Annotated in this window: 24 protein-coding genes; 4 read left to right on the top strand and 20 right to left on the bottom strand. The window is 38.8% G+C overall.

The genetic code is table 11. From position 1 onward, the window contains the following. Positions 1-29 precede the first annotated feature (29 nt). From ABXT71_RS08500 to ABXT71_RS08450, 11 genes are all read right to left on the bottom strand, one after another. A complete protein-coding gene (locus ABXT71_RS08500) occupies positions 30-3,260 on the bottom strand; it encodes an HAD-IB family hydrolase (RefSeq protein ID WP_415370902.1) in 3,231 nt (1,076 codons plus the stop codon). Positions 3,261-3,275: 15 nt separating this feature from the next. Then, positions 3,276-4,439 carry an esterase/lipase family protein gene (locus tag ABXT71_RS08495; protein ID WP_415370901.1) on the bottom strand — a complete coding sequence of 388 codons (1,164 nt, stop codon included), beginning with the start codon at positions 4,437-4,439 and terminating at the stop codon, positions 3,276-3,278. Beyond that, a complete protein-coding gene (locus ABXT71_RS08490) occupies positions 4,439-5,377 on the bottom strand; it encodes an alpha/beta fold hydrolase (protein WP_415370900.1) in 939 nt (312 codons plus the stop codon). The genes ABXT71_RS08495 and ABXT71_RS08490 overlap by 1 nt, the downstream gene beginning before the upstream one ends. After that, positions 5,377-7,218, bottom strand: coding sequence for a WS/DGAT/MGAT family O-acyltransferase (locus ABXT71_RS08485; RefSeq protein ID WP_415370899.1), 1,842 nt, complete (start codon positions 7,216-7,218; stop codon positions 5,377-5,379). The genes ABXT71_RS08490 and ABXT71_RS08485 overlap by 1 nt, the downstream gene beginning before the upstream one ends. Before the next feature lie 47 nt (positions 7,219-7,265). After that, positions 7,266-8,582, bottom strand: coding sequence for an ABC1 kinase family protein (locus ABXT71_RS08480; protein ID WP_415370898.1), 1,317 nt, complete (start codon positions 8,580-8,582; stop codon positions 7,266-7,268). An 8-nt stretch (positions 8,583-8,590) separates the two neighbouring features. Next, complete coding sequence (locus ABXT71_RS08475) at positions 8,591-9,244, bottom strand: TetR family transcriptional regulator C-terminal domain-containing protein (RefSeq protein WP_415370897.1); 654 nt, start codon at positions 9,242-9,244, stop codon at positions 8,591-8,593. A gap of 280 nt (positions 9,245-9,524) precedes the next feature. Further along, on the bottom strand, positions 9,525-9,812 hold the full coding sequence (locus ABXT71_RS08470; protein WP_415370896.1) for a hypothetical protein: 288 nt from the start codon (positions 9,810-9,812) through the stop codon (positions 9,525-9,527). A gap of 45 nt (positions 9,813-9,857) precedes the next feature. Beyond that, the gene (locus ABXT71_RS08465) at positions 9,858-10,865 is read right to left on the bottom strand and encodes a hypothetical protein (RefSeq protein ID WP_415370895.1); all 1,008 of its coding nucleotides are present in this window, start codon (positions 10,863-10,865) and stop codon (positions 9,858-9,860) included. 100 nt (positions 10,866-10,965) lie between these two features. Further along, positions 10,966-11,226: a hypothetical protein gene (locus ABXT71_RS08460; RefSeq protein ID WP_415370894.1), complete on the bottom strand. Its 261-nt coding sequence runs from the start codon at positions 11,224-11,226 to the stop codon at positions 10,966-10,968. 381 nt (positions 11,227-11,607) lie between these two features. Beyond that, entirely contained in the window at positions 11,608-12,408 is an 801-nt protein-coding gene (locus ABXT71_RS08455; protein WP_415370893.1) for an AfsR/SARP family transcriptional regulator, read from the bottom strand. 9 nt (positions 12,409-12,417) lie between these two features. After that, positions 12,418-13,038: a hypothetical protein gene (locus ABXT71_RS08450; protein ID WP_415370892.1), complete on the bottom strand. Its 621-nt coding sequence runs from the start codon at positions 13,036-13,038 to the stop codon at positions 12,418-12,420. Between the two features lie 323 nt (positions 13,039-13,361). Here ABXT71_RS08450 and glpK point away from each other — a divergent pair, with 323 nt between their 5' ends. Together glpK and ABXT71_RS08440 are read left to right on the top strand one after the other, a co-directional pair. Further along, on the top strand, positions 13,362-14,843 hold the full coding sequence (gene glpK / locus ABXT71_RS08445) for a glycerol kinase GlpK (RefSeq protein ID WP_415370891.1): 1,482 nt from the start codon (positions 13,362-13,364) through the stop codon (positions 14,841-14,843). Between the two features lie 4 nt (positions 14,844-14,847). Next, positions 14,848-16,521 carry an FAD-dependent oxidoreductase gene (locus ABXT71_RS08440; protein WP_415370890.1) on the top strand — a complete coding sequence of 558 codons (1,674 nt, stop codon included), beginning with the start codon at positions 14,848-14,850 and terminating at the stop codon, positions 16,519-16,521. Positions 16,522-16,524: 3 nt separating this feature from the next. On the opposite strand, the gene ABXT71_RS08435 is transcribed toward ABXT71_RS08440, so the two are convergent. Both ABXT71_RS08435 and ABXT71_RS08430 read right to left on the bottom strand, forming a co-directional pair. Beyond that, positions 16,525-17,091: an outer membrane beta-barrel protein gene (locus tag ABXT71_RS08435; protein WP_415370889.1), complete on the bottom strand. Its 567-nt coding sequence runs from the start codon at positions 17,089-17,091 to the stop codon at positions 16,525-16,527. A gap of 584 nt (positions 17,092-17,675) precedes the next feature. Next, complete coding sequence (locus tag ABXT71_RS08430) at positions 17,676-19,061, bottom strand: MBL fold metallo-hydrolase (protein WP_415370888.1); 1,386 nt, start codon at positions 19,059-19,061, stop codon at positions 17,676-17,678. 129 nt (positions 19,062-19,190) lie between these two features. Here ABXT71_RS08430 and ABXT71_RS08425 point away from each other — a divergent pair, with 129 nt between their 5' ends. Further along, the gene (locus ABXT71_RS08425) at positions 19,191-20,207 is read left to right on the top strand and encodes a M28 family metallopeptidase (protein ID WP_415370887.1); all 1,017 of its coding nucleotides are present in this window, start codon (positions 19,191-19,193) and stop codon (positions 20,205-20,207) included. A gap of 139 nt (positions 20,208-20,346) precedes the next feature. Here the strand turns inward: ABXT71_RS08425 and ABXT71_RS08420 are convergent, their stop codons facing one another. Next, a complete protein-coding gene (locus tag ABXT71_RS08420) occupies positions 20,347-20,679 on the bottom strand; it encodes a tRNA-binding protein (protein ID WP_415370886.1) in 333 nt (110 codons plus the stop codon). Between the two features lie 77 nt (positions 20,680-20,756). Here ABXT71_RS08420 and ABXT71_RS08415 point away from each other — a divergent pair, with 77 nt between their 5' ends. Then, positions 20,757-21,311, top strand: coding sequence for a thioredoxin family protein (locus ABXT71_RS08415; RefSeq protein ID WP_415370885.1), 555 nt, complete (start codon positions 20,757-20,759; stop codon positions 21,309-21,311). 25 nt (positions 21,312-21,336) lie between these two features. On the opposite strand, the gene ABXT71_RS08410 is transcribed toward ABXT71_RS08415, so the two are convergent. The 6 genes from ABXT71_RS08410 to ABXT71_RS08385 all read right to left on the bottom strand — a co-directional run bounded on the left by ABXT71_RS08410 (position 21,337) and on the right by ABXT71_RS08385 (position 25,817). Continuing rightward, positions 21,337-21,705 (bottom strand): DinB family protein, encoded by a 369-nt coding sequence (locus ABXT71_RS08410; protein WP_415370884.1) that lies wholly within the window; start codon positions 21,703-21,705, stop codon positions 21,337-21,339. Between the two features lie 6 nt (positions 21,706-21,711). Then, complete coding sequence (locus tag ABXT71_RS08405; protein ID WP_415370883.1) at positions 21,712-21,852, bottom strand: hypothetical protein; 141 nt, start codon at positions 21,850-21,852, stop codon at positions 21,712-21,714. A gap of 95 nt (positions 21,853-21,947) precedes the next feature. Further along, entirely contained in the window at positions 21,948-22,883 is a 936-nt protein-coding gene (locus tag ABXT71_RS08400; protein ID WP_415370882.1) for a peptidylprolyl isomerase, read from the bottom strand. 55 nt (positions 22,884-22,938) lie between these two features. Continuing rightward, entirely contained in the window at positions 22,939-23,181 is a 243-nt protein-coding gene (locus ABXT71_RS08395; RefSeq protein ID WP_415370881.1) for a DUF1456 family protein, read from the bottom strand. A gap of 75 nt (positions 23,182-23,256) precedes the next feature. Beyond that, positions 23,257-24,195 (bottom strand): NAD(P)H-dependent flavin oxidoreductase, encoded by a 939-nt coding sequence (locus ABXT71_RS08390; protein WP_415370880.1) that lies wholly within the window; start codon positions 24,193-24,195, stop codon positions 23,257-23,259. Beyond that, positions 24,195-25,817, bottom strand: coding sequence for a S8 family serine peptidase (locus ABXT71_RS08385; RefSeq protein WP_415370879.1), 1,623 nt, complete (start codon positions 25,815-25,817; stop codon positions 24,195-24,197). Before ABXT71_RS08385 ends, ABXT71_RS08390 begins: the two co-directional genes overlap by 1 nt. Positions 25,818-25,823: the final 6 nt, after the last annotated feature.

Genomic DNA, 25,823 nt, shown 5'->3' with positions numbered 1-25,823 from the left:
GCTTGGTTTTGGTTGGTTACTATTTCGGCTTAATTATTAAGTTCTTTTAAAAACAGATTGCGCACATCTTCTACGTGCTTGTCTAGGCTTTTAATCTTCCATAATGAAGTATCTACAGGGTCTAATGCCACCACTTCTATATGCGTAGGTCGTAACACCTTAGTCCCTTTAGGCATCGCCTGGAACGCATTTTTAATAACAATAGGGATGATAGGCACGCCCGCTTGCATCGCAAGATGAAACGCTCCTTTCTTAAACCTACCTAATTCTGCACTCCCACTACGAGTACCTTCTGGTGCTATTACTACGGAAATGCCATTGCGTAAAGCCTCCACAGCAGGTTCCATAGCCTCAATGGCTTTTTCTTTATTGCTTCGATCTACATAAATGGCGCCCAAAGCTTTAAAGATAGGGCCTATAGGCGTACGCTCTAATTCCTTTTTTGCCACCCCAGTGATATTGTTACGAAGTATTTTCATGATGATGAAAAAATCTGCCGCGCTCTGGTGATTAAAGCAGAATACTGCAGGTCTAAACTCTTCTAGATTGTGTTTACCTCGTACCGCGATCTCTAATCCCGCTAATCGCGTTCCTAGCTCCCCTACACTTGCAAAGGTGGTGTTTGCTGCTTCTTGTCTAGACATAGATAATACGCCCGCCAGCGCACCCTTTATGGCCGAGGGATAAATACTTGCGATGGCCAGCCCAGTACGAAGTCCATTCACAACAGGTTTTGCATAAGGTTCTTCAAAACGTAAAATAGGCCAGTCGTTCTCAAAAGCGACTTGTGATAATCTAGCATCTGGATTGGTAGCTACAGGTTTTCCAACCATCTCAAAGAGTGGAAAATCATCATAACTATCAGAGTAAAAATAACTTTTAGACACGTCAATATCGTGCTTCTTCACAAATTTTCGCGCAGCTCTCGCCTTGCCTTCACCCCAGCACATTTCTGCAACACGCCCAGTAAACTTACCGTTGCGCAACTCCATATTTGTACTATATACATCTGTGATTCCTAGTTCTTTTGCAATAGGCGCAATCTGGTAAGAGGTGGCCGCAGATATGATCACAACGCGGTGTCCCTTCGCTCTATGTGCTGCAATAAGTTCGCGCGATTCTGGATAAATAGTAGTTGCAAGATATTCATCAAAAACTTCTTGTCCCAAGTCTGTAAATGCTTTTTCTGAAATGCCCTTCACCCCTAATGCTGCTATTTTTGTCAAAATCTCAAAATCACGATTCCCTAGAGAAAACACAAGAGCCGTCATGAACTGCGTCAAATATTCCTTAATCGTGGTCTTCCCACTAAAAAGGCGGGTGGTCATAAATTTCTTTGCAGAAAAGTCATTAATCAAGGTCTTATCCATATCAAAAAATGCAGTGATATGGCCTCCTTCTTCTGCATCTTCCACTTTTTCTGGACTAATAGATTGTTTTGACTTGGGTACGAGGTCTGTTGCCTTTTGTTGTTCCAAAATTTTAAGACTTGGATCTACTTCTATTTCTTTTAAATATGCTAATCTCTCTGCAAGGTCATCTAGTTGATGCATCCATTTTTCTAGACCCTTATAGTTTATGCTGCGTTTGACAGGTGTGAGTTTTGCATTTTCGGCAAAACGTAAGGCATTGCTTAAAAATGGTTTTGACACACTGTCTAATCTCGTGATACGTGTTTGCCAGTGGAGCTCCTTTCCTTTAAACATACAGAGGTCTAAGAATGCGGTCTCATTAAATGCATCGTCTTGATCCCAGTTGTTTAAAGTGTGACAGACCACTTTGTCTGCTTCCAGATAGGTAAGCAGTAATGATCTTGAAACAAACAGGTTTTGGTTCTTTAAAATTTCAGAAACATTTCTTTTAGGATCTGTAAGTATCGCGCGCCAGTTTTTATGAAAACGCGATAATTCTTCTTCTATCTCTGCACTAAATTTTGGTTTGTTAGTGTAGAAAAATTCAAATTTAAAAAGATCACGCAATTGCATGATTTCTTCCCAGAATTTTACGATTCGATCTTTAGAGGTATCATCTTTAATCTTCACCAGTGCCATCTCAATAAAGGCTAGATGGTACAAATGTCCTGCGGCCATATTTGCATAATAGGTAGCAGGCAAATACTCTGATGATGCCAGGCTATACTGCGCTTTTTGCCCAGCCCTACTCTTCTGCACGATGCCAGCACCCATTAATAAATTAAGTGATTTCTGGATGGTAATGGCAATAGGATTTCCGCGATCTACAAGTACATCTCCTCTTCTTGCACCTATATAAACCATTAATTTATTGACCTTAAACTCTAGCTCTTTTTTGGTCAAAGCAAAATCATTAAGAAGCACATTACAGATTAATGATACCGTAGAAACGGGCGTAATTGCCGTGGCTCTGTTAATGAGTTCAAAAGCAAAATGAGGCAAGCTGTTCTTATCCTTATATTGGTCTTCTCCCATATGAGGCACCACAGATTGATGCGAATCATCAAAGGCAACGGGATCCCCAAAACGGATGGCTGCGCGCCCAAAATCATTCCCTAGTTTACGCACATACTCTAATCCTTCTTTAACACTTTCAGACTTCTTAGAGTTGCCCTTCCCTTCTTCTGTCATCTCCTTCACATCAGGAATCAAGTCATAGGCAATAGAAACAGGAACGTATTTAATTTTCTTAGTACTCTGCTTCTCTGCTTCGTGAATGTATTTTAAAATACCCATTTGAGGGTGTAAAATTTTACCCGTACGAGAGCGAGTTCCTTCTATATTCCAAGTAAGGTGCTCTCCTTTATCAATAATGGTAGCAATATAATGCTGCAGTGCTGCCTTATAAATTAGATCGTCCTTAAAGCTACGTCTTATAAAAATGAGACCCGCGTTTTTCCCTAATTGCTTTAACACTGGAAAAGCCAAATTAATACCACCAAAAGAATAAGGTACTGGCATTCCATAGCGCGCTAATGTAGAGATCAAGACAAGAGTATCAAGATATGTTTTATGCGTCATGATAAATGCCACTGAGTGCTGTCGCATTAATTTCTGTAACTTCTTAATCCCGTCTGGATCGATATCTATTTTATCACTATAAGCACGAGATAGAATATAATCAAAGCCTCTTACGCTCATCATTTTTCCAATAGGGTGCTGCTCAGCATACAACTCTTTAATACAAACGGCAGCTTCCTTTTGCACTTTTTTAAAGTCCATCTTCTGCTCTTTAGCAATGCGCTTAAGTGTATTCTGAAATTTTGTATGCTTGATTATTTCTTCCATGTCTTACTTGCTCGATTAGGCCTTACTGGTAAATAATTTAAGCTTCTTTCTTCTCCAATAGTTAGGATACAAAATGCGCTCAATTTTTGTGGTTGCCTCATTTATACTCAGTCCTAGAAGGTTTGCTTTTAAGGCATTTGCTGTCATCATAAGCACACTCGCATTTGCCCCAAGACCCGAATGGCTCCCAAAAACTTCTATATTTTTTATATTACTTCTATAACTTTCTGCTTCCATACAGTGTTTCCAGGGCACAAGCCCATCTGTCTTGGTATACAAACAGGTCACAGGAACATCTGGAATAGGTTCGAGTTCTGCTAGAAAACGCTTGTTCCGTTCCTTTAAAGATTTCCCTCTAAAAAATTCAAGAATCCCATACACTGGTGTTTTCATCTCCATCACACCCCAGACTGGCGAAGCGATTGTAATAATCTGCTCCACTTGATTAGGATGACGGTTTGCCATAATCTTAGCAAAAATACCGCCTCCACTCCATCCTACAATGCTTACTTTCTCTCCATGTTTCTCATAGATATCATCTAATTTTTCCTCTAATCTAGGAATATAATGTGACTTTACCATATTAAAGCCCATATCCCATCTGTAGGTCTTAAATCCCAACGAGCTTAAATATTTCCGAACAAAGGACGTAGAGTAATCATCTCCCAAATAAGGAGGGATTAATAAAACCGGCCTTCCATCTCCTTTTATCCTTTTTGGGATCATCGGGTAAATGGCGTAAATAGAAGCCCACTCGATTAAGGAGCGTGTTTCTAATAACATATTAAAAAGAGGTGGCTTTGGGATCTGTTGATTGATATTTGCAATCTCTTGCTTAAAGCGTTCAACAATAGCATCCGTTACTTGATTTTCTTTCAGTTTATCTGGAGCAGCAACCACAGCACCTATGCTTTGTACAATCATTAAAAGTGTGATATACTCGCGACTGGGTCCTAGCTCATCACAAATGCGTATGGTCTCATTAAACAGAAACTTGATATCTTCATCTTGAGCAAGTTCCATCTTTTTAATAATGGGTAAAAGTTGCTCGCTATTAGGATGAATTTTAAAACTTTCTAATAAGAGCTCTTTGGAAGCGGTTGCAGTGAGTCCATTGAGAAGTCCCAAGGTGCCCGCAAAGCGAGTAAAGGTCGTATATAGATAAATTTTTTCGTTCATTATTTTTTGGGGATATGTGCATCTAGCCAGTCTATAATGTCTTGTTCTACTTCTTGGCTATTTAGTTCGTTCAGCATTTCATGACGTCCGTCTTTGTATAAATGGAGCGTCATATCTTCCGTGCCGTATTTTTTAAATTTGTTTACTACTTTTTTAACACCTTTTCCCATCTCGCCTACGGGATCTTTATCTCCAGAAAAAATAAGAATAGGGAGTTTGTTGGGCACTACTTTAAAAGCTTCGTCTTTATTTATGGTAAGCGAATTTGAAATAATATCTGCAAACACACCCAGCGAGAAATTCTCAATTCTATATGGATCTGCCTCAAAAACATCCACTGCTTTTTCATCTCTACTTAACCAGTCTAACTTTGTTCTATTGGGTTTAAACTTTTTATTAAACTCATCAAAAAACAACGCTCTCAAGGTTTCATTTCCTTTGACCCTTCCTTTTACAGAGGTGACCAGTTTTGTGGCAACTAAACCAAAATGCCCTAAACCTTTTATAAAACTTGCCGTTCCAGAAAGGATTAATGCATCAATATCTTTACCATACATCGTGGCATATTTTCTACTTAAAAGCGAACCCATACTGTGTCCAAAAAGTATAAACTTGCTATCTGGGTTTTCTTTTTGCATCAGCGCGCTCAACGTATGCATATCATCTACGGCATCTTCAAAATAATCATCACCATCATAATGACCGTACAAACGATTAATTTCTGCTGTCTTCCCGTGCGCTCTATGATCATTAGCATAGACCACAAAGCCATTTTCTGTTAATCTTTGTGCAATAGAATCATACCGTGCTGCGTGCTCCCCTATCCCGTGAGCAATCTGCACCACACCGCGTAAAGGTGCCTCTGCCACTTTATCCCATTTGTAATAACAAATCTGTTCGCCATCACTGGCAGTAAAGGTGTGCGTTTTATAATGCATTATCTATCTAAAAAAGTCTTTACTAGCTTCGTTAATTTATTTTTATTTGCCACCGTTCCACTCATCTTGATGCGTCTTTGAATCTTTAACTCATCAAATAACAACGTACCCTTATACATCGCATACAGATTTGCATCTTCTATGGCGATCAAAGTCTCTGGATCTAGGTTTTTAGATTTTTTAACAACAGCGTCCTTTCCTGTAAGGTTAATTTCCCAACATTCGCTGGTAGCTCCCATATCTACCTCTATATGGTAGATGCCTTTATAGGTAGCAACCATTTTGGTTTCCTTTTTCAGGTAGCGCTTTAAGGCACTAAAAAACACCGTGCTTTTACTATTGACCTTCGCTTTTTTTGCTTCGGCAGTTTTTACCTTTTTACTATCTTTAATCAGCACTTCTAATTCGTTTGCAGCATCTCTTATATAGCGAGCAAATTTATCTGCATCTGGCATCGTCTTCGCATCACTTGTTGCTGTAATGGTCAATTGCCCGTTATAACTAAAAGCGGCTATAATCAAACCAAAACCATCAACCACAGGAGTCAAACCAAACATAGACACTACCTTATGTCCGTTGAGGTATAATAAGTTTCTAGGGCCAGGGACATTTGTGATCGTCACATTAAAAGGCGGCCTGTGTAAGTCTTTAATATTATATTTACTATACAAGCCAGCGGCAAGATTTGCCAAGCCAAAAGGGACAGCATCTGCCATCTTCCCTAGGGTTTTCGCTCCCATCGTCTTATGCCTAGACTTGCCAAGCATTGTTTGTTCCATAATATACTCGAGTCGCTCTAAGGGGTCTTCAATATGAGTGGCCAGCTGGATCATCATATTTGCAATCTTATTTCCCGTACTCTTATCGTTCTCGTTTCTAATAGAAATAGGCACATTTGCCACCAAAGGTTGTAAAGGCAGCTTCTCTTTTTCTAGTAAATACTTTCTAATCGCTCCCGCACAAATAGCAACAATAATATCATTCACACTTCCGCCACTTTTCTTGCGCAGTGTATTTACCCTATCAAAAGACAAAATAGCCGTTCCCCAAGTACGTCGTGCTGAGATAGAACCATTAAAAATAGTAATGGGCACAGGATAACGAGCGGTTGTAAACTCTTTCTGAATGCTCAATGTTTTTGACGCTTTGCTCTTCATAAAAGCATAGGCTGTTTCTGCGATGGTCACAGGAAGTTTAAAGGGGTTCTTAAAAAATCCATACCCGCTTTTAAGCAACAAACTCAAATCATCTGGTAATGGGTCTGGTTCAAACGAAGCAGGCTTCGGTGCGGTTTTGGCTTTTGCGTCTTCGTCCTTATCAAATAAAACTCCCATAATCCCAACTCCAGAACTACCATCAATCATTACGTGGTGTACCTTGCTTAAGATCGCAACAGAGCCTTTAGGTACTTGCGCAATCTCGTCGAGTCCTTCTATAAAATGCACAGACCATAACGGGCGGCGTAAATCTAAAGGAGCACTAAAAATGGTGGACGTCATTTTACGTAAGGTCTTCCAGTTTGCTGGATCTGGCAATCGAATACGGGTAAGATGTAAATCAATATCAAAATTAGGATCGTTTACCCAATACGGGTAATCCAAGTTCATAGGCACATTCATCAAGCGCTGTCTAAACTTAGGAATCAAATGCATTTTTGACTTCACAATACTTCGGAAATCTTCAAACTTCAATGATCCTTCCACGATGTTTAAAGTAGCGATATGCATCGGGCTGGTAGGAGACTCTGCGTATAGAAACGCTGCATCCGATCCCGAAATCTGTTTTATGTTCCCATCAAAAGCATCTTGAACGATGTCTTTTAAATCCATTTTTTTTGCCATTGGTCCAATTTATTTGTCCATTCCCGCGAAGACGGGAATCGCTAATCTTATTTCAAATACTTCTTGTAATTATCAATCTTCACATTGTTTGCTTTTAAGTCAAACATTAAACTAAAAAGCCCAAAGAAGGTTCGGTTCATATACACAATATGTCGCGATCCTCTGTTTCCATTTAACTTTCTGATGTTTGTGTTTTTCATATAGCGCTCTCCAAGCTTTGATATTTCATCAAAAAAAGTAGCGTCACTAAAGTTGAATGTATCGTATTGAAAAGGCGTAGTAAATAAATCTAACACTTCACGAAACATATTTTTGAAAAACACCAAATCTTCTGCACTATCATCTTCACGAAGCACTTCTAGTGCCAATAGGTTTTTCTCAAAAGATGCTTCATCATTAATTACATCTCGCTTGAACAACTGGTAGTATGGCTCGTAAAACTCCGTTGGAATTTCTTTCATACAACCAAAATCTAGGGCGATTAACTCCTTCTCTTCAGAAACTAAAAAATTACCAGGATGCGGGTCTGCGTGCACCTTACGTAACACGTGCATTTGATACATGAAAAAATCCCACAAGGCCTGCCCCAGTTTATCTGAAGCCGCTTGATCTGTATTTATTTGTGTAAACTCTGAAAGGTGAATCCCCTTCATCCAGTCCATCGTGATAATCTGGTTTGAAGAATATTCTGGGTAATACTTCGGAAACTTTATATGCGGTATATGAGCACATTTTTCGACTACTTCTTGACTTTGAGCCAACTCTAAAATATAGTCTGTCTCTTCTAATAATTTATCTTCTACTTCTTTAAAAAACTGTTCAGAATGTTCTCCTTTGATGTTGAACATCTTCATCGCAATAGGTTTTACAATGGACAGATCACTCTGCACGCTATCTGCCACACCTGGATATTGTATTTTTACTGCGAGTATTTTCCCGTCTTTTTCTGCACGATGTACCTGCCCAATACTTGCCGCATTTGTTGCCGCCGTATTAAAGGTGTCAAAAAGCTGATCTGGAAATTTTCCGAAAGATTTCTTAAATGTTTTTAAAACCAAAGGAGCCGACAATGGTGGAACGGAGAATTGAGACAAAGAGAATTTTTCTACAAATGCCTTGGGCATTATATTTTTCTCCATACTCATCATTTGCGCAACCTTTAAGGCGCTCCCTTTGAGTGTTTTTAGACTGTCATAAATATCTGTAGCGTTGTTCTCATGGAGGCGTTCTTTTGCTTCTACCTCAGAGTTAACTATTTTGTCGCCATAATATTTTAAATAATTTACTCCCACTTTTGCACCTGTTGACACCAACTTTGATGCACGATGAATTTTTGATAATGGGATATTTTTTGCAGTTTTCAATAGTATTGTTATGGTTTAAATTTTTCATTATATAAGAACTTTCCTAGATCTAGTATATTATGAAATGATTGGGTGTTGAGTAATTCGATACTTGTATTGATCGATTTTTCTATAAAAATATCTGTCTTCTGCAGGTCTTTAGACGTATCGGTCATCCAGAATTTTAAAGTGAGTAAGAGTTGAATCCACGCTCCTTCTGTGATCGATGTCTTTTGCAGGTTTCCTACAGACTCGATGTTCAGGTTGATGGTTTCAAAATTTAACATCCCCATAAAATTTGAAAAACTAATTTTCATATCAGAGAACAGCGATAATGCTTTTAATTGGTTTCCGTAGCTGCCCACAATATGAATTACAAAGTCTCGATTGAGCGTTAAGTTTTCAAAGAAAGTATAGAATAAACTCAACAGCTTGTCTTTTCTGCTAAAGGAAACAAAATCTGGGCTCTCTGCTAGCGTCGCTACAGAAGTGTCAAAAAGAATTTTAAAAATAGCTTGGTCTAAGGCCACAAAACTCTCGTAATGCTCATAAAAATCGTCTTCGTTGAAATTATGATTCATTGCGAACGATACGATATCAGTAGGTTTCCCTTTCAATCGAACGACTTCATCCATATAAATATCGATGATTTCAGATGCTGTAATTCTCTTCTTTTTTGCCATTGCTATTTCTAGTACAAAAATACGCAAATAATAAATGATCTGCTTAAATCAAAATCAATGTAAGCAGCACATCTAGTGAATCTTTAACATTTCAAGAGTGAAAATATGGAGTGAATATAAAAGAGCACACCAAGGATCTGAACATTATTTACTATGCACGCATAATACGTAAATTTAAGGAATTAACACCGCATTCAAAAGCTATGAACGATAATAAAAAAACCGGGTAACATCTTATGATGCAACCCGGTCTTAATCAAACTATTAAACTAAAATCTTCTTATGCCACAAGCTTGGCAACTCTTTTTTTACTGTCCTTGTATTGCTTTTTCACAGAAGTAAGTGCATCAAAAATTAAATCTTGTTGCGCAGAAGCCAATTTAAGACCTCCGTTAATTGCTTTTTCTGTTACTGTTTGCCATTGTGCAGTGATCTCTATACCTCCGTTAACAACAGTCTCTGTCGTGTTCAGTGCATACTCATTTGCATTTCCAACTACATTTTTTGTAGTCTTTACTGCTTTATTAATGATTCCTTTTGGTGCTACTTTTTTTGTACTTTTTTTCATCTTGTATTTTTAATTACTTTTCTAAAAAAAACGATGTTCTACTAATTAAGCCTTAGTTTCCTGTACGCTTCTGTAACGAGCAACCCAAGTTTTAAGTGCTTCTACACCATTCTCAGCACCTACCTCAGCTTGTTTTTTCCAGTCTGCAGTATCTGTATTTTTGAAGATAGGTCCTGCTTCGTCAAGAATTTTCTCAACTAGAGTCATATCCGCTTTTGCAAGATCTGCATATTTGTTAATTCCATTTTTATTAAACACCTTTTCTAATTTTGGTCCAATACCGTGAATTATTTTAAGGTCATCTTGCGCGTCATTGTTCACTGCTTTTACAGTTTCTTTTTTCACAGCAGCAACTTTCTTCTTCCCTTCAACAAGCACGTCAGCCACTTTTTCAGTTCCTTCGTTCTTGATTTCTTTAACTACTTTTTTTGCTACTTTCTCAACAGTCGCTACTTTCTTAGCTGTCGTTTTTCGAACTGTAGTTGCTTTTTTAGCCGTTGTTTTTTTAGTTGCTTTTACCTTAGAAGCTCCTTTTGCTTTTGTTTGTTTTGTAGTTTTCTTCGGCTCTTTAGCCTCTTCTACAAGCGCTTCTCCTTTTTTAAGAATCTTTGACGCTTGCTCAAGTACATCTTCTTTTACATCATTGTATTTTGCGATGCTCATTTTTTTGATACCGTCTGTAGTCTTTTCTACTTTCTTTACTACTGGGTTCTTGCTTACTTTATCTGCAACCTCACCAGCAACGTTCATTACCTTTTTGCTTACTGGATTTTTAGTTACAAAACTCATTGCCTTATCAATCACAGATGCGTCATATCCTACTAGATCCATCATTCTTTCTGCACCTGTAGTTGCTTGCGTCTTTACTGCAGTTGCAGTTTCAAAAACCATATTCATTTGCTTCTTGCGAACTGGCTCAGACTTCTTTAATAGCTTCTTAGTTAGTTTTTGCCATTTTTCACCGTTTGCTACTGTTGTATTGATTGCTGCCATTGAAGCATTCACCAAACCTTTATTTACTTTTTGTACTGTTGCTTTTGCTTTCGTTGTCATAATATATCTTTTAAAATTCTTCTTATTTATTTTTGTTGCTGCAAACATACAATCTGCGAGTTACAGATGAGTTGCAATCTTGTTTGCCAAGGGATTACCCTTATTTTTTTACTACTTTTTTCTTGATGTTTCCAAGTACGTCAAAAAACATATCTTGTTGTGATGCAGAAACCTGTAGTCCTTTCTTCATTATTTTTCCAGAAAAACCGATACACTTTTCAGCCATTTCAAAAGAAGATACTACTGCTTTTTCTGTTTTGATTAAAGCGAAGTCATTTACTTTAGTTACCAATCCTAATACCTTTCCAGTTGCAGTTTCGATAATAGTTGCATTTGCTTTTTTTGTTTTCGTAGTTGCCATAATATATATTTATTAATGTTATTTTAATTTGATACTGCAAACATACGATCGCCGAGTTACAGCTCAGTTGCAAATAAAAACCTCTATTAAATGGTTCTCTAAATATTTACGATGCAAACGTACGATCAACGAGTTACAGCTGAGTTACAATAAAGTGCTGTTTGAAAAATAAATAAATAGAACCCTGTATACATAAGGGTTAAGCTACGCAAAAAAAATATTTTTTTTTAAATGACCTTGAAATGTAAATTGTTAGGGATGTGATTTAGGAATATGGAGTGTTGAGTATGGAGTATGGAGTATGGAGTATGGAAAGTAAAAATAATGGTTGAAATTGAAAAGCCTTGTATTTACTGTTCACAGCGCACTCATTACCAATAACTACCTCCCCTCAATCTCCTTTAAAAGTGCTTTGGTCTCTGGCAAAGGATCTATCCCATATTCTTCCTCCAACACATCTGCACATTTTTGATAGGCTTTGATAGCGTGTGGGCGGTTGCCTTTTTTGATATAGGCTTTCATCTGTATGCGGTATGCGTCTTCCCAAGTAGCATCTATAGCAATCGCGTGCTGGGCAAGGCGAACGCTTTCCATTGGGTTTTCTTCTATTATAAGTTCTGCTAGTGTAACATAAGCCCCTAAAATGAGAATCTGGATCTTCTCGCGTTCTTCTGTTGACCAATCTTCAAAAATGCGCGTAGGCAAATACATTCCTTGATATAAATCTATTGCAGCTTTATAAGCCTTTTTTGCAAGCGGCTCCTCTTTGTTGAGCGCTTCGTTCCCTAAGGCAATATACTGCTCTACAGCTTCTACGTCTATCCAGACTTTTTCTAAGTCTAATTGATAAGTGATGCCTTGTCGCTGCACATATATAGGTTCTGTACGAGAAGGTCTATCTGGCTCTAAGGCTTTATTCACTCCGTGAAGTGCTACCTTAAAATCACGATCATCTCCTTCTTCCCATAAATGCTCCATCACACGCTCTTTATGCAAGGCGTGTCGTTGACGGTAGGAAATAAAATATTGAATAAGTTGCAGGGTTTTGTCCCTCCCCCATTCTTTTGAATTCACTTTCTCACCATCACGCCACAAGATAAAACTCCCTAAGGTCTGAAATCGTATAGGCGCCTCCGTATGGAATTTTTGATATGATGTAAATTTTTCTGTGAGTGCTGACATCAACTATTCTTATTTTTTAGCTGATTTAGTAGTCTTTGCTTTCGCTGCCGTTTTCTTGACCGCGCTAGCTGGCTTCTTTACTGTTGGTTTTTTTAGAGTGGCTTTCTTTACAGGAGTAGTAGCTATAGCAATTTCTGTACTCAAGGCATCCACCTTCTTAGTAAGCATTGCCACAGATTTTGTCAATGTGCTAATAGCGTGTTTTATATCTTGAAAGTCAGACTTAGAGGCAGTACGCCATTGGTCAATAGGTACTTTCTCCCACATCTCTTCTCCAAGATCACTGAGTTGATCCTGAAAATGCGCCACTTGTTTTTTAGGATCCTTAATCGTATCCATCAGCACCTTATTTCCAGTCGCTGCCACAGATTTAAATAAAGAAAAACTTTTGTGTAAAATACCTTCTTGCTCTGCGTTTGTTTTATCTTTTGTAGCCTCCAGGGTCAACTCTGCCAGGCGTTCTTGTATAAAGTTAACTGCATCATTAAAGTCAGAAAAACTCATGTCTTCTCCTCCCTGCACGTGGCTCACTTTACCACGCCATTGCACTTTAGACTCTCCTTTGTCCTCGTAAATCTTTTGGTTAAATCGCACCATAAACGAAGCGGTTTCTGCAGCTTTCTTTGTCATAATCAATTTTATTTGTCTCTAAATATACATTAGAATTTTGAGCGAATTTACAAAAAACAAGTTTTTTGGGCATTAGAAAAACAAGCATAAGCACAAGGACTCCATAAGCGACAGAAAAAATGGCAACTAACACTAATTAGAGCACACACAATTATCTTGCTTTAATTATCGAGATACAGTAACACACATTATTTATATAATAATACCAGTCACTTCGTTTGATTCGCTCAGACCAATAGTGTGCTACACTAATGAAATAATACTAATTACTATGCGTGCATAATAAAATAGAATACGCTAATTTTGTAGTAGAACGCATCGTTATGAAATCTAACTACATCATTGCATTTGACCAAGGTACCACTAGTACGAGAACAATCTTATTCAACAAAGCTGGTAAAATCGTAGCTATCGCGCAAAAAGAACTCAAGCAACTATACCCACAATCTGGATGGGTAGAGCACGACCCCATCGAAATCTATGAGGCCCAAAAAAGTACCTTTGAAGAAGTGCTGCAAAAAACGAACATTTCCGAAGAAGAAATTGGAGTAATTGGAATTACAAACCAACGAGAGACCACTGTAGTTTGGGATAAAAAAACAGGGATTCCTATATATAACGCGATTGTGTGGCTTGATAATAGGACAAAATCTTATTGCAAAGAGTTAAAAGAAAAAGGCCACGAAGACTATGTGAAAAATAATACCGGCCTGGTCATTGACTCCTATTTCTCAGCTACCAAGCTCCATTGGATTTTAAACAATGTGGAAGGTGCAAAAGAAAAAGCCGAAGCAGGTCAACTCCTTTTTGGCACCATTGATTCGTGGTTAATCTATAAATTTACAGACGGTAAAAATCACGTTACAGATGTGACAAATGCATCTAGAACGATGCTATATAACTGTAAAGAACACTGCTGGGACACGCACTTGTTAGACATATTTAATATCCCAAAAAAGATGATGCCTAGCGTGCAGCCCTCTTGCTCACACTTTGGAGACATCACTCACAATACCACTACGATTCCTATTTATGGCGTGGCTGGAGATCAGCAAGCAGCACTTTTTGGTCAAGGTGGAACCGCGCCTGGAATTGCAAAAAACACCTATGGCACGGGTTGCTTTATGTTATTACATACGGGAGAAGAATTTATCACCTCAAAAAACGGATTGCTCACTACGATTGCTTGCAGCTTACCTAATCAAGCCCCTCAGTATGCCCTTGAAGGAAGCATTTTTGTGGGCGGTGCTTCTATTCAATGGCTCCGTGACCAACTGCAAATTATCAATACAGCACAAGAAACAGAAGCCATTTGCAAAAGCATTCCACCCCTAGAAGACGTGTATGTAGTGCCCGCTTTTGCTGGACTTGGAGCTCCTTATTGGGATTCTGAAGCAAAGGGAGCGATGTATGGTTTAACACTGGACACCGGCAAAAATGAAATTATAAAAGCGACTATTGAGGCCTTAGCATTTCAGACTAAAGACGTACTGGAAGCGATGCAGGAAGACGGAGATATGGAGCTCACAAAATTACAAGTAGACGGTGGCGCGAGCAATAACAGCTACTTGATGCAGTTTCAGGCAGATATGCTGAACGTGCCCGTGGACAAACCAGAAATGATTGAGGTAACCGCGTTAGGCGCTGCATTATTAGCAGGACTAAAAGCAGGAATCTGGAAAGAAACAGACTTACCAAACTTGAGAAAAACAGCAACCATCTACGTACCCAAAATGACTTCGGAAACGCGCCAACGGAAATACTTGGGATGGAAACAGGCTATCAAGCGCACCCTTACAACATAGAAAAATGAGCGAAAAACCCACCTTTTCTGTCTTGAATCGCAGGACACAATTAAAGCGTATTCAAAAAACTAAGTTTGACCTCATCATAATTGGGGGTGGCGTCACTGGTGCCGGCATTGCCCTTGACGCAGCAGCCCGCGGAATGCAAGTCTGTCTCGTAGAAAAAAATGATTTTGCTTCTGGGACAAGTAATAAATCGACAAAACTCATTCACGGAGGGCTGCGCTATTTAATACAGTTAGAAATAGGGTTGGTTAAAGAATCTGGTCGCGAACGTGCCATTGTGCACAGTCTTGCTCCTCACTTAGTGATCCCAGAAAAGATGCTATTGCCATTAACAAAGGATGGTAATTACGGCGCTTTGATGACGAGTATTGGTCTTAAAGTATATGATGTCTTAGCAAATGTTGAAGGCGATGATAGACGTAAGATGCTCGACAAAAACGAGACCTTAGAAAAAGAACCACTGCTCACTAAAGACACCTTATTAGGTGGCGGCTATTATTCTGAATACAGGACCGATGATGCCCGCCTGACGATAGAACTTCTAAAAACAGCAGCAACTCATGGCGCAGAAATAATTAACTATTGCGAAATGACAGATTATGTCTACAGCGAAAAAGGCAAGGTAAAAGGGGTGGTTTGTAAAGATCACAATACGAATGAATCCTTTTCTATACACTCAAAAAGATTGGTTTCTGCCGCAGGACCTTGGGTGGATATTCTTCGGAAAAAAGACGGACCCTTAAACCATAAGCATTTGTATCTAACAAAAGGCGTGCATCTTGTGTTTCCGTTTGAAAAATTACCCGTAAAACAATCCATCTATTTTGACACCCCAGATGGCCGAATGATTTTTGCGATCCCACGCGGACGTGTCACATACGTGGGGACTACAGATACGGCTTATGACAGCTCTCTAGAACGTGTTGTCACTACAAAGGACGACGTTGACTATTTACTAGACGCCATAAATAGCACCTTTGAAGGAATCACCTTAACAGAAAAGGATATAGAATCTAGCTGGGCGGGCTTACGACCCCTTATTCATGAAGATGACAAGGCGCCTTCAGAGCTTTCTAGAAAGGATGAAATATTTGTTTCAGAAAGTGGATTGATCTCCATCGCTGGCGGTAAGCTAACAGGATATCGCAAGATGGCACAACGCGTGAATGAAAAAGTTATTAGCACCTTAAAAAAGAAACACCGCGGAAGCTTACCAAGATCTACTACCCGAAAAATCCCACTTACGCAACCTAGCCTAACGGATCTAAGTGATGTGCTTCTGTATCAAAAAAAGATAAACGCAAAACTTGATACATTAGGAGTTGCATTGCCTTTTTATGGATGGCATTTAGTGACTACCTATGGCAAGCAAGCGGACACCATAATTGACAGGGCTGTGAAACAAGGTGATAAAATTACTGAGGAAACATTGATCCTTGCAGAGTTCTGGTTCTGCTTGCATTTTGAGCAGATCAATTCATTAGCAGACTTTTTTGTAAGACGCACGGGCCGTTTGTATTTTCATATTGCCAGTGTGATGCAATACAAATCGCTTATGCTCCTGGCATTCACTGAAGCCTTAGGTTGGGATATAAGCAGACAGAAAAAAGAAATGGCATCTCTAGATCTGTTGATCATAGATGCCACAACATTTTATGAGAAGGAATTTTAATTATTACAACTTCACAGACAGACCTAGAATAATCTGATCTGGTCTGGTATCTATTCTACTGCCGGGTACGCCCGTGAGCAGCGCTTCATTTTCTGAAAGACCTCGTTCATAACGAATATCTATCCCAAAAAATTCAAAGTTAAGTGCCAGTCCAAACTGAGCACCAACGGTACATTGGTTTTCAGGATCCTCGATGCTCACACTTCCGAAGTCATTAGAAAGGATGTACTGAAAATCTGGTCCAGCAAACACACTAAGTGGTCCCGAAATATCAAGACCAACTAAAACTGGAACATCTAGTTTTGAAATGATTAGATTTTCCACCTTGTATTCACTTGACGTTCTTGTGTACACAAGTTCTGGCCGTATATAAATAGGACCAGCATCGAGCTTTCCATAAACACCAAGGTGAAACCCTACGCTTTTAGTTGCATTCTGTACTTGTACCTCACTGGTAAAATCACCATTACTGTTGTAGTTGAGTCCGCCCTTCAAGCCAAAAGCGGTTCCTTGCTGCGCAAAAGTGTGTAAGCAAAGTAATAAAGACATAACAAAAAATACATTTTTCATGAGATAGTGTTTTAAAGAAACAAATACTTTTTGGAATTTGTAGGTGCGGCTACACCAGCAATAAAACCTTTGATTTGTTAATTTATTGTTATTGATTCTTAAAAAAAAATCAATTTTATTAATTAATGAATTCGTCAACAGTACTTGTTAATTAGATATTAATTCGCATTTCTACACCTATCTAGACTACATGCCCTTAGCACTTTTAAGGTATCACTTTGAAACATAAATAAAATGGAACCTTCATTAGAACAAACAAAAAAAATATTCATAAAGCATTAGTAAACAATTTACAAGAGTTGCTAGAGAAAAACTATGACATAGAGACGTTTTACGAAGGCAATCACAGGTGCAGAGCATGGTCAGTTAAAAACCTTTTTACAGCGTAAAGCCCTGCAGAGAGGTCAATTTACAAACGAATTAGACAAAAAAATAAGAGGCCTAAATGAGACTCCTATAGCTAGTGGAAACTCAAGTCAAAATTTTAGAAAACACAGCAAATATTTGAGACTAATTATTTAATAGCCAGATAGAAAAAGCCCGATATAGGGCATCTACATCGGGCTTTTTCTAATAGTATATAATTACGATTCTATTTCAATGCCTGCTTCTTTTATAGCTTTAAAGCCACCAGCAACATCAATCACATTGTGTATGCCACGCGCCTTTAGAACAGAGGCTGCAATTACAGAACGATAACCACCGGCGCAGTGCACGTAAAAAGGTTCGTCCTCCGGAAATGCGTCTAGGTGACTATTTATTATTTCTAGTGAAGTGTGTTTTGCACTCGGGATATGGGCGTTTTCATATTCGCCATCTTTACGCACGTCAAAGACTAATGCATCTTCACTTATTTTAGTCTTTAAAGTTTCTGCAGAAATAGATTCCATACTTGCCACTTCTTTACCTGCCTTTTTCCAGGCAGCTATTCCTCCTTCTAGAAAACCTAAGGTATTATCAAAACCAACGCGAGATAATCGTGTGATAGCTTCTTCTTCTCTTCCTTCTGGTGTGATTAATAAAATAGCCTGCTCTGTATCTCCTATCATTGCACCTACCCAAGGAGCAAAACCACCATCAATACCAATAAATATAGCATTAGGAATGTGGGCTTCCATAAAATCTTTTTGATTGCGCACGTCTAGCATTACTGCGCCAATGTTTGTAGCTGTTTTTTCAAATTGGTCAGGATTAAGTTTTCTAGTTCCTTTCTTTATGATGGTATCGAGAGATTCATATCCTTCTTTATTCATTTTTACATTGAGCGGAAAATAGACTGGTGGCGGCAACAATCCGTCTGTAACTTCTGCCACAAACTCTTCTTTTGTCATATCTGCTCTAAGCGCATAATTCATCTTCTTCTGGTTGCCTAATGTATCTACAGTTTCTTTCATCATATGCTTACCACAGGCAGAACCAGCTCCGTGTGCAGGGTATACAATAACGTCATCTGCAAGCGGCATTAATTTATTTCTTAAGCTGTCAAATAAAATTCCAGCCAGGTCTTCTTGCGTAATATCTTCTCCCTTTTGAGCAAGATCTGGACGCCCCACATCTCCTAAAAAGAGGGTATCTCCACTAAAGATGCAATGATCTTTTCCGTTTTCATCCTTTAATAAATAGGTCGTACTCTCCATAGTATGACCTGGAGTATGTAAGGCAGTAATCGTTATTTTTCCTATTTTAAATACTTGACCATCTGTGGCAATGATGGCCTCAAAACTTGGGTTTGCCGTTGGACCATATATAATAGGGGCACCCGTTTCTTTTGACAGTGACACATGACCACTCACAAAGTCTGCATGAAAATGTGTTTCAAAAATATACTTTAAGGTAGCGCTATCACGTTGTAATCTGGAGTGATAAGGTTTTGATTCACGCAAAGGATCAATGATTGCACCTTCGCCGTCACTCTCTATGTAATACGCTCCTTGAGATAAGCATCCTGTATAAATTTGTTCTATATGCATCGTAAAATAAATTTTAACAAAGATACTAAATGCTTGTTTTTAGGCATTAGAAGCCTTCATAATTAATTTATAAAAATGAGTTCTTGACTTTAAAGACTTTGTATATTTACCTTCTGAAATTTTAAAACAATGAAATACATAACACTTATTACCATTGCAGTAGTATTGAATGCTTGTAATGCAACAAAAACCAATAGTCAGGAAACAGGAGATGTTTCTGAAAAATATGCTAGTTCTATTACAGCAAAAGACCTAAAAAAGCATTTGTACATTTATGCAGGTGATGCTATGGAGGGAAGAATGACTGGAAGTAAAGGGCAAAAAATGGCAGCGGAATATCTTCGTAATTTCTATCAAGACCAAAATATTCCTTCACCAATAGAAGACTTAAATTATTATCAACCAGTACCTGCCTCTTACTTTAAAAGAGTAAAAGATGCAAAAGATTCTGAAAACATAGTTGCCTATATTGAAGGAAGCGAATTTCCTGATGAATTGATCATACTATCTGCCCATTTAGACCACGTAGGGATGGATGATGAAGGAAACGTTTTTAATGGTGCTGATGACGATGGTTCTGGTACCGTAGCGTTACTTGAGATGGCAGAGGCTTTCCAACAAGCAGTGAAAGATGGAAAAGGACCTAAACGTTCTATCTTGTTCCTACACGTTACTGGAGAAGAGTTAGGTTTATACGGTTCTGCTTATTATACAGACAACCCACTATTCCCTTTAGCAAACACGGTAGCTAACTTAAACACAGATATGATAGGACGTATAGACCCTGACAAAGCGGATACGCCTAATTACATTTACTTAATAGGGAGTGACAAGCTAAGCCAAGAACTTCATGATGTATCTGAAGCCGTAGCAGCAAAATACAGCAGTGACTTAGAATTAGATTACAAGTTTAATGATGAAAACGATCCTAATCGTTTCTATTATAGAAGTGATCATTATAACTTTGCTAAAAACGATATTCCTGTGATCTTTTATTTTAATGGCGTACACGCAGATTACCATAAAATCTCTGACACACCAGACAAAATTGAGTACGAGCTTATGGAAAAAAGAACACGACTTATTTTTCACACCGCTTGGGAACTATCGAATCGTGAGGTTAGAATTACGGCAGATAAGTTGTAGTCTACAAATACTTATACAGAAAAAGGCGTCCGTTATCTTGGACGCCTTTTTTTATTTTACTATTCAACTACGTTCAGTCTTGGTACTTCGACTGCGCTCCGTGTGACGTGGGGATGAATTTTGAATTCATCTAGATACACTAAGAAACCTTCAACCCATTCTCCACCTGCAACCCAGGATGCAACAGGGTGACATCTTTACCATCTACTGCTCCTAATACGAGGCATTCACTCATAAAAGAGGCGATTTGTTTCTTCGGAAAATTTACAACAGCGACGATTTGGCGGCCCATTAATTCTTCTTTCTTATAAAGGGCAGTTACTTGTGCTGAGGTCTTTTTAATGCCTAGCACATTTCCGAAGTCAATATGAAGCTGATAGGCGGGATTTCGTGCTTCTGGAAAATTATTCACTTCTATAATCGTTCCTACACGCATATCTATTTTCGTAAATTCGTTCCAGTTAATCTCCATAGATTGTAAATTTGTAACTAAAGTAGCACATTTGCGACATATCTGTTAGCATCTTCAATCTTAATACTTCAAAACATATGTCACGTACACCTTCTTCTATGTTACCACTAGGAACGCAAGCTCCAGATTTTACTTTAATCGATGCAGTGACTAAGAATCCTGAGTCCTTATCGAGCATTCAAGGTAAAAAAGGAACGGTGATTATGTTTATCTGTAATCATTGTCCTTTTGTGAAACATGTAAATGAAGAGCTGGTACGTTTGTGTAATGATTATCGCGTTACTGGTTTTGGTTTTGTTGCCATTAGCAGCAATGACGCCATAGCATACCCAGATGATGGACCAGAAAAAATGTGGCAGGTAGCACGTGAAGAAAACTATGCTTTCCCTTATTTATTTGACGAAACTCAAGAAGTAGCAAAAGCATACGATGCCGCGTGTACTCCAGACTTTTATCTCTTTGACGAAGAGTTAAAGCTTGTATATAGAGGGCAATTAGACAACTCCCGTCCTGGTAATGGAATTCCAGTAAATGGAAGAGATCTGCGCGAAGCGATGGACAGAATTCTAAACAACACGTCGCAACTTAAAGATCAAAAACCAAGTATAGGTTGCAACATTAAGTGGAAATAACCACGCTTTAGCCCCCTCAACTTAGCTACGCTATCCCATTTTTAATATGTGCTAAATGATGCATACTATGCCAAGCATAGGTTAATGCCATCTCTGAAAGGCTTACTTCACTGTTGGTTTCTGGATGGATATACGCCCTTTTCCAATCCTCTTTTTTTAAGCTGTCAAAAATATACGTCAATTTTTGATGTAGTACTTCAATGTGATTGAGACTCCAAGCAATGGGCATCGTCGTATAGTCTTCCAGTATTGCATACGCATTTTGATCATACGCTTTAATCAGGGGCGTGTTTTCTGAGAGCGTCCAACGGAGACGATTATAGCAATGGTTATGAGAATCTGCTATATGATGCACTAATTGTCGAATCGTCCAGCTTCCGTCTCGATAAGGCATCTCTAATTACGCATTAGCTAGGGCTTGAGTATATAGTTTCAGTTGTGTGGGGAAAACTTTTAAAACCTGTATCGCTTTATCAAGGTCATCTCTTGAGATGGTGGCTGGAATTTTTAAGGGTCCTATAGGAAATTGTGGTTTGCTCATAGCTTCTGAAATATTATCAAATGGAAAACAGTTTAAAAATAAAAAACGCTCCTATCAAATAGGAGCGTTTTTCAGTATAAATTGTAACAGGGTTATTAACTTTTGATGTCCATAAGTTCAACATCAAAAACTAAAGTAGCGTTTGGTGGTATTACTCCTCCAGCTCCTTGTGCTCCGTATCCTAATTCACTTGGGATTACAAAACGTGCTTTATCTCCTTTATTGAGCATTAAGATTCCTTCATCCCAACCTGCAATAACGTGTCCCATTCCCACTGGAAACTCAATTGGGTCTCCTCTTTTGTATGAAGAATCAAATGTAGTCCCGTCAGGTAACATTCCTTTATAGTGAACAGATACCGTATTTCCAGATGCTGGCTTAGGGCCATCTCCTTTTTGAATAATTTTGTGGTAAAGTCCGCTTTCTGTTTTATCAAAACCAACAACAAGTTCTGCCATAGACGCTTCTTGTTCTTTGCTTGCTGCTGCTTCTCTTTCTGCTTTAGCACCGCTAAATTTCCTGAAAGTTTCTACCGCATTAAATGCTTTTGCATCATCGCCTTCACGAATGATTTCCATCTTCTGGATGGTATTCCCTTGTGCTACATCATTTACAACATCCATACCTTCTATCACTTTACCAAATACGGTATGCTTACCATCTAACCAATCTGTAGGTACGTGTGTGATAAAAAACTGAGAACCGTTAGTTGCTGGTCCTGAGTTTGCCATAGAGAAGATTCCTGGGGTGTCGTGCTTTAATTCTGGGTGAAATTCGTCATCAAAATTATACCCTGGGCCACCAGCACCTGTTCCGTCTGGATCACCACCTTGTACCATGAAATTTGGAATCACACGATGAAATGTTAATCCATCGTAATATGGTGTTCCTTGTGGTTTTGCTTTGTTTTCTAAATTACCTTCCGCTAGGGCTACAAAGTTTGCAACTGTTCCTGGCGTTCTCTTGTAATGAAGTTGACCAAGGATTTCTCCTTTTTCTGTTGTGATCTTAACGTATATTCCGTCTTGCATGTTTCAGTTTTAAAATTTTTGCAAAGATACGTTATAAGACTGCATTGTACAACGCTTAGTCTTTTTTCTTAGGAGGCATGGGTCCTCTTAAGTGGACGATAAGCCCATTGAGAAAATTACGAAGAATCTGATCGCCCACTTCCATATACTTAGGATGCGTTTCATTTCTGAAAAAGGCATTGAGTTCGCTTTTAGTGACATTAAATTCTACCAATGTAAGAATCTTTATAATATCATCGTCGCGCAGCTTGTGTGCAACTCTTAGTTTTTTAAATATATCGTTATTATTTAAAGGCATAGGGTCGTTTTTTTCAAAGATACTTTAAGAAGTGGTTTTTCTGGCATAGATTGTTTCACAAAGTGCATTGATACACTAGTATATCTTCTTCCCATTCAAAGATTCAAACTCAGCTATAATCTCTTCAACTATTGCGGCAGCCGGTTTAATATCGTGAATAAGCCCAGCGATTTGTCCTATTTCCAGTTCTCCTTCAACAAGGTCCCCTTCAAACATTCCTTTTTTTGCTCTTGCTCTTCCTAATAATTCTATAAGTTCTTCTTTGCTTGGATTCTTTGTATAGAGCTCCATCACATCATCAAAGAATTTATTTTTCAATAAACGTACGGGGGCTAATTCTTTTAAAGTTAATAAGGTATCTCCCTCTTTAGCACTTACTACAAGGTCTTTAAAAGCCCTATGTGCGCTCGATTCTTCACTAGTAACAAACCTACTTCCTACTTGCACCGCATCTGCGCCAAGAATCATTGCAGCCAGCATTCCTCTTCCTGTTGCAATCCCTCCTGCAGCAATTAACGGAATAGCTATTGCTTCTTTCACCATTGGGATTAAGGTAAATGTAGTGGTCTCATCACGTCCATTATGCCCACCTGCTTCAAAGCCTTCTGCCACAACCGCATCTACTCCTGCCTCTTGCGCCTTCAATGCAAACTTGACACTACTGACTACGTGGACCACGATAATACCGTGTTCCTTTAATCTTTGTGTATGCGTTTTTGGGTTCCCTGCAGATGTAAAGACAATCTTGACGTCTAGCTCAATGATGAGCTGTATTATTTCTTCTATGTTAGGATATAGCATAGGCACGTTTACACCAAATGGTTTATCTGTCGCAGCTTGGCATTTCAATATATGTTCTCTTAACACCTCTGGATACATAGAGCCTGCGCCTAGCAAACCTAAACCTCCTGCATTACTTACAGCACTGGCCAAACGCCAACCACTGTTCCAGATCATTCCTGCTTGAATAAGCGGATATTCTATACCAAAAAGTTTCGTAATCTTATTTTGCATTACTCTTTTATAACTTTAAAACTATTCGTTTTCCCTTCTGCTGAAATACTCGCTAAATACACCCCAGACTTTAAATCTGAAACTTCAATGCTATTTGTGGTTACTGAAATTTTTTGCTCCAGCACCTTTGAGCCCAATATATTATAAAGCCTTAGCGTAGCCTGCGCTATATGCTTTGGGAAAGACACATTCATTACATCGCCAACTGGATTTGGATAAATAGCGAAGTTTATTTCTAACAATGCATCTTCTACAGACAAGACCTGCAGTGCTTGGTATGCACTTTCAAAATTTGGAATTCCATAACCCATTTCATCTGTAGGGTTGTCAAACAAGTGCGCAGATTCTCTTATTATTTGCATGAGTTGCCCATTAGGTGTCCCTGGACGAGACTGCCATAAACTCGCTACAGCGCCAGCAATTATTGGACTACTAAAAGAGGTTCCGCTATTCGTAGTGACGTTTCCGTTTTCACTTACCACAGCCGCACTCGCTCCTTGCGCCATCACATCTGGTTTGATGCGACCATCTACCGTTGGACCCCTAGAGCTAAAAGAGGCATAGTTACCGTCACTGTCAACAGCACCAATGCTTAACACTCCGGGAGCATCTGCTGGAGAGGCAACTGTACCAAAACCATTCCCATCGTTTCCACCAGAAGTTACTAAAACCATCCCCTTGTCAAAAGCTAAATTTGCTCCTCGAGATCCAATAGTCGTTTGACCATCTAAATCTTCATATGAATGATCATAGGCAGCATTATCATAATCCTGATATCCTAAAGAGGTATTGACAACATCTACCCCCAGACTATCAGCTCTTTCTAATGCTTCTACCCACCAAGCTTCTTCTACTGGATTTTCTGATGGTCCAAATTCTGTTCTAAATAAATAAAACGAAGCGTCTGGTGCCGTCCCTACAAACTCGTTTTCTACAATGGCACCTATATCACTCAATGTTCTCGCTCCATGTGAACCCGTTCCATCTACATTTGTTTGTCTTAAAGCAAAATCATAGGTGCCTAAAAATCGATTATCGTCTACAACGTGACTAAAAGCAGGATTTGTAAACACATTAGGAAAACCACTGTCCATTACCGCGATTATCATTCCATCACCCGTAAAATCTTGTTCGTGTACAAAATCGATATGAATCATTTCTGTTTGATTTGTAGCATCACCGTAGTTGTACACCGTGCTCACTAAATTATTTTCAAACTCAAATTTATCATTAAACGTTGACGGCGAAGTAGGTGCAAAATTTAATGATTTATCCATAAACTCAACAGACGCCACATACTCAGTACTCACAAGGTCTTCAATGCCCGTCTGGGTTCCTCTTACGTAAGCAGCATTCATCCACTTAGATTTTGCGTGCACTGTGATTCCAGTTTCTGCCTTTAACAAGCTTATGTTATTCTCATCTACAGGTACGTCTCTTTCATCAATAGCAACGTTGTGCATCGCTTTTCGATCTAGAGATACTTGTGTTAATATGGTGGATGGATTTGCCAATGCTTCTGCCACGCCGGCTTTACTCTCAAAAAACACTAAAGCATCTTGTTGCGCCCATCCCGTCTGCACCGCTAACACGGCAACTAATAATAACACTAATTTTTTCATAGTATT

It is taken from the genome of Patiriisocius sp. Uisw_047, from assembly GCF_047730165.1.
Taxonomy (GTDB): domain Bacteria; phylum Bacteroidota; class Bacteroidia; order Flavobacteriales; family Flavobacteriaceae; genus Patiriisocius.
Note: the sequence above shows the minus strand (reverse complement) of the source record. Positions and strands in the feature narration are given on the sequence as shown.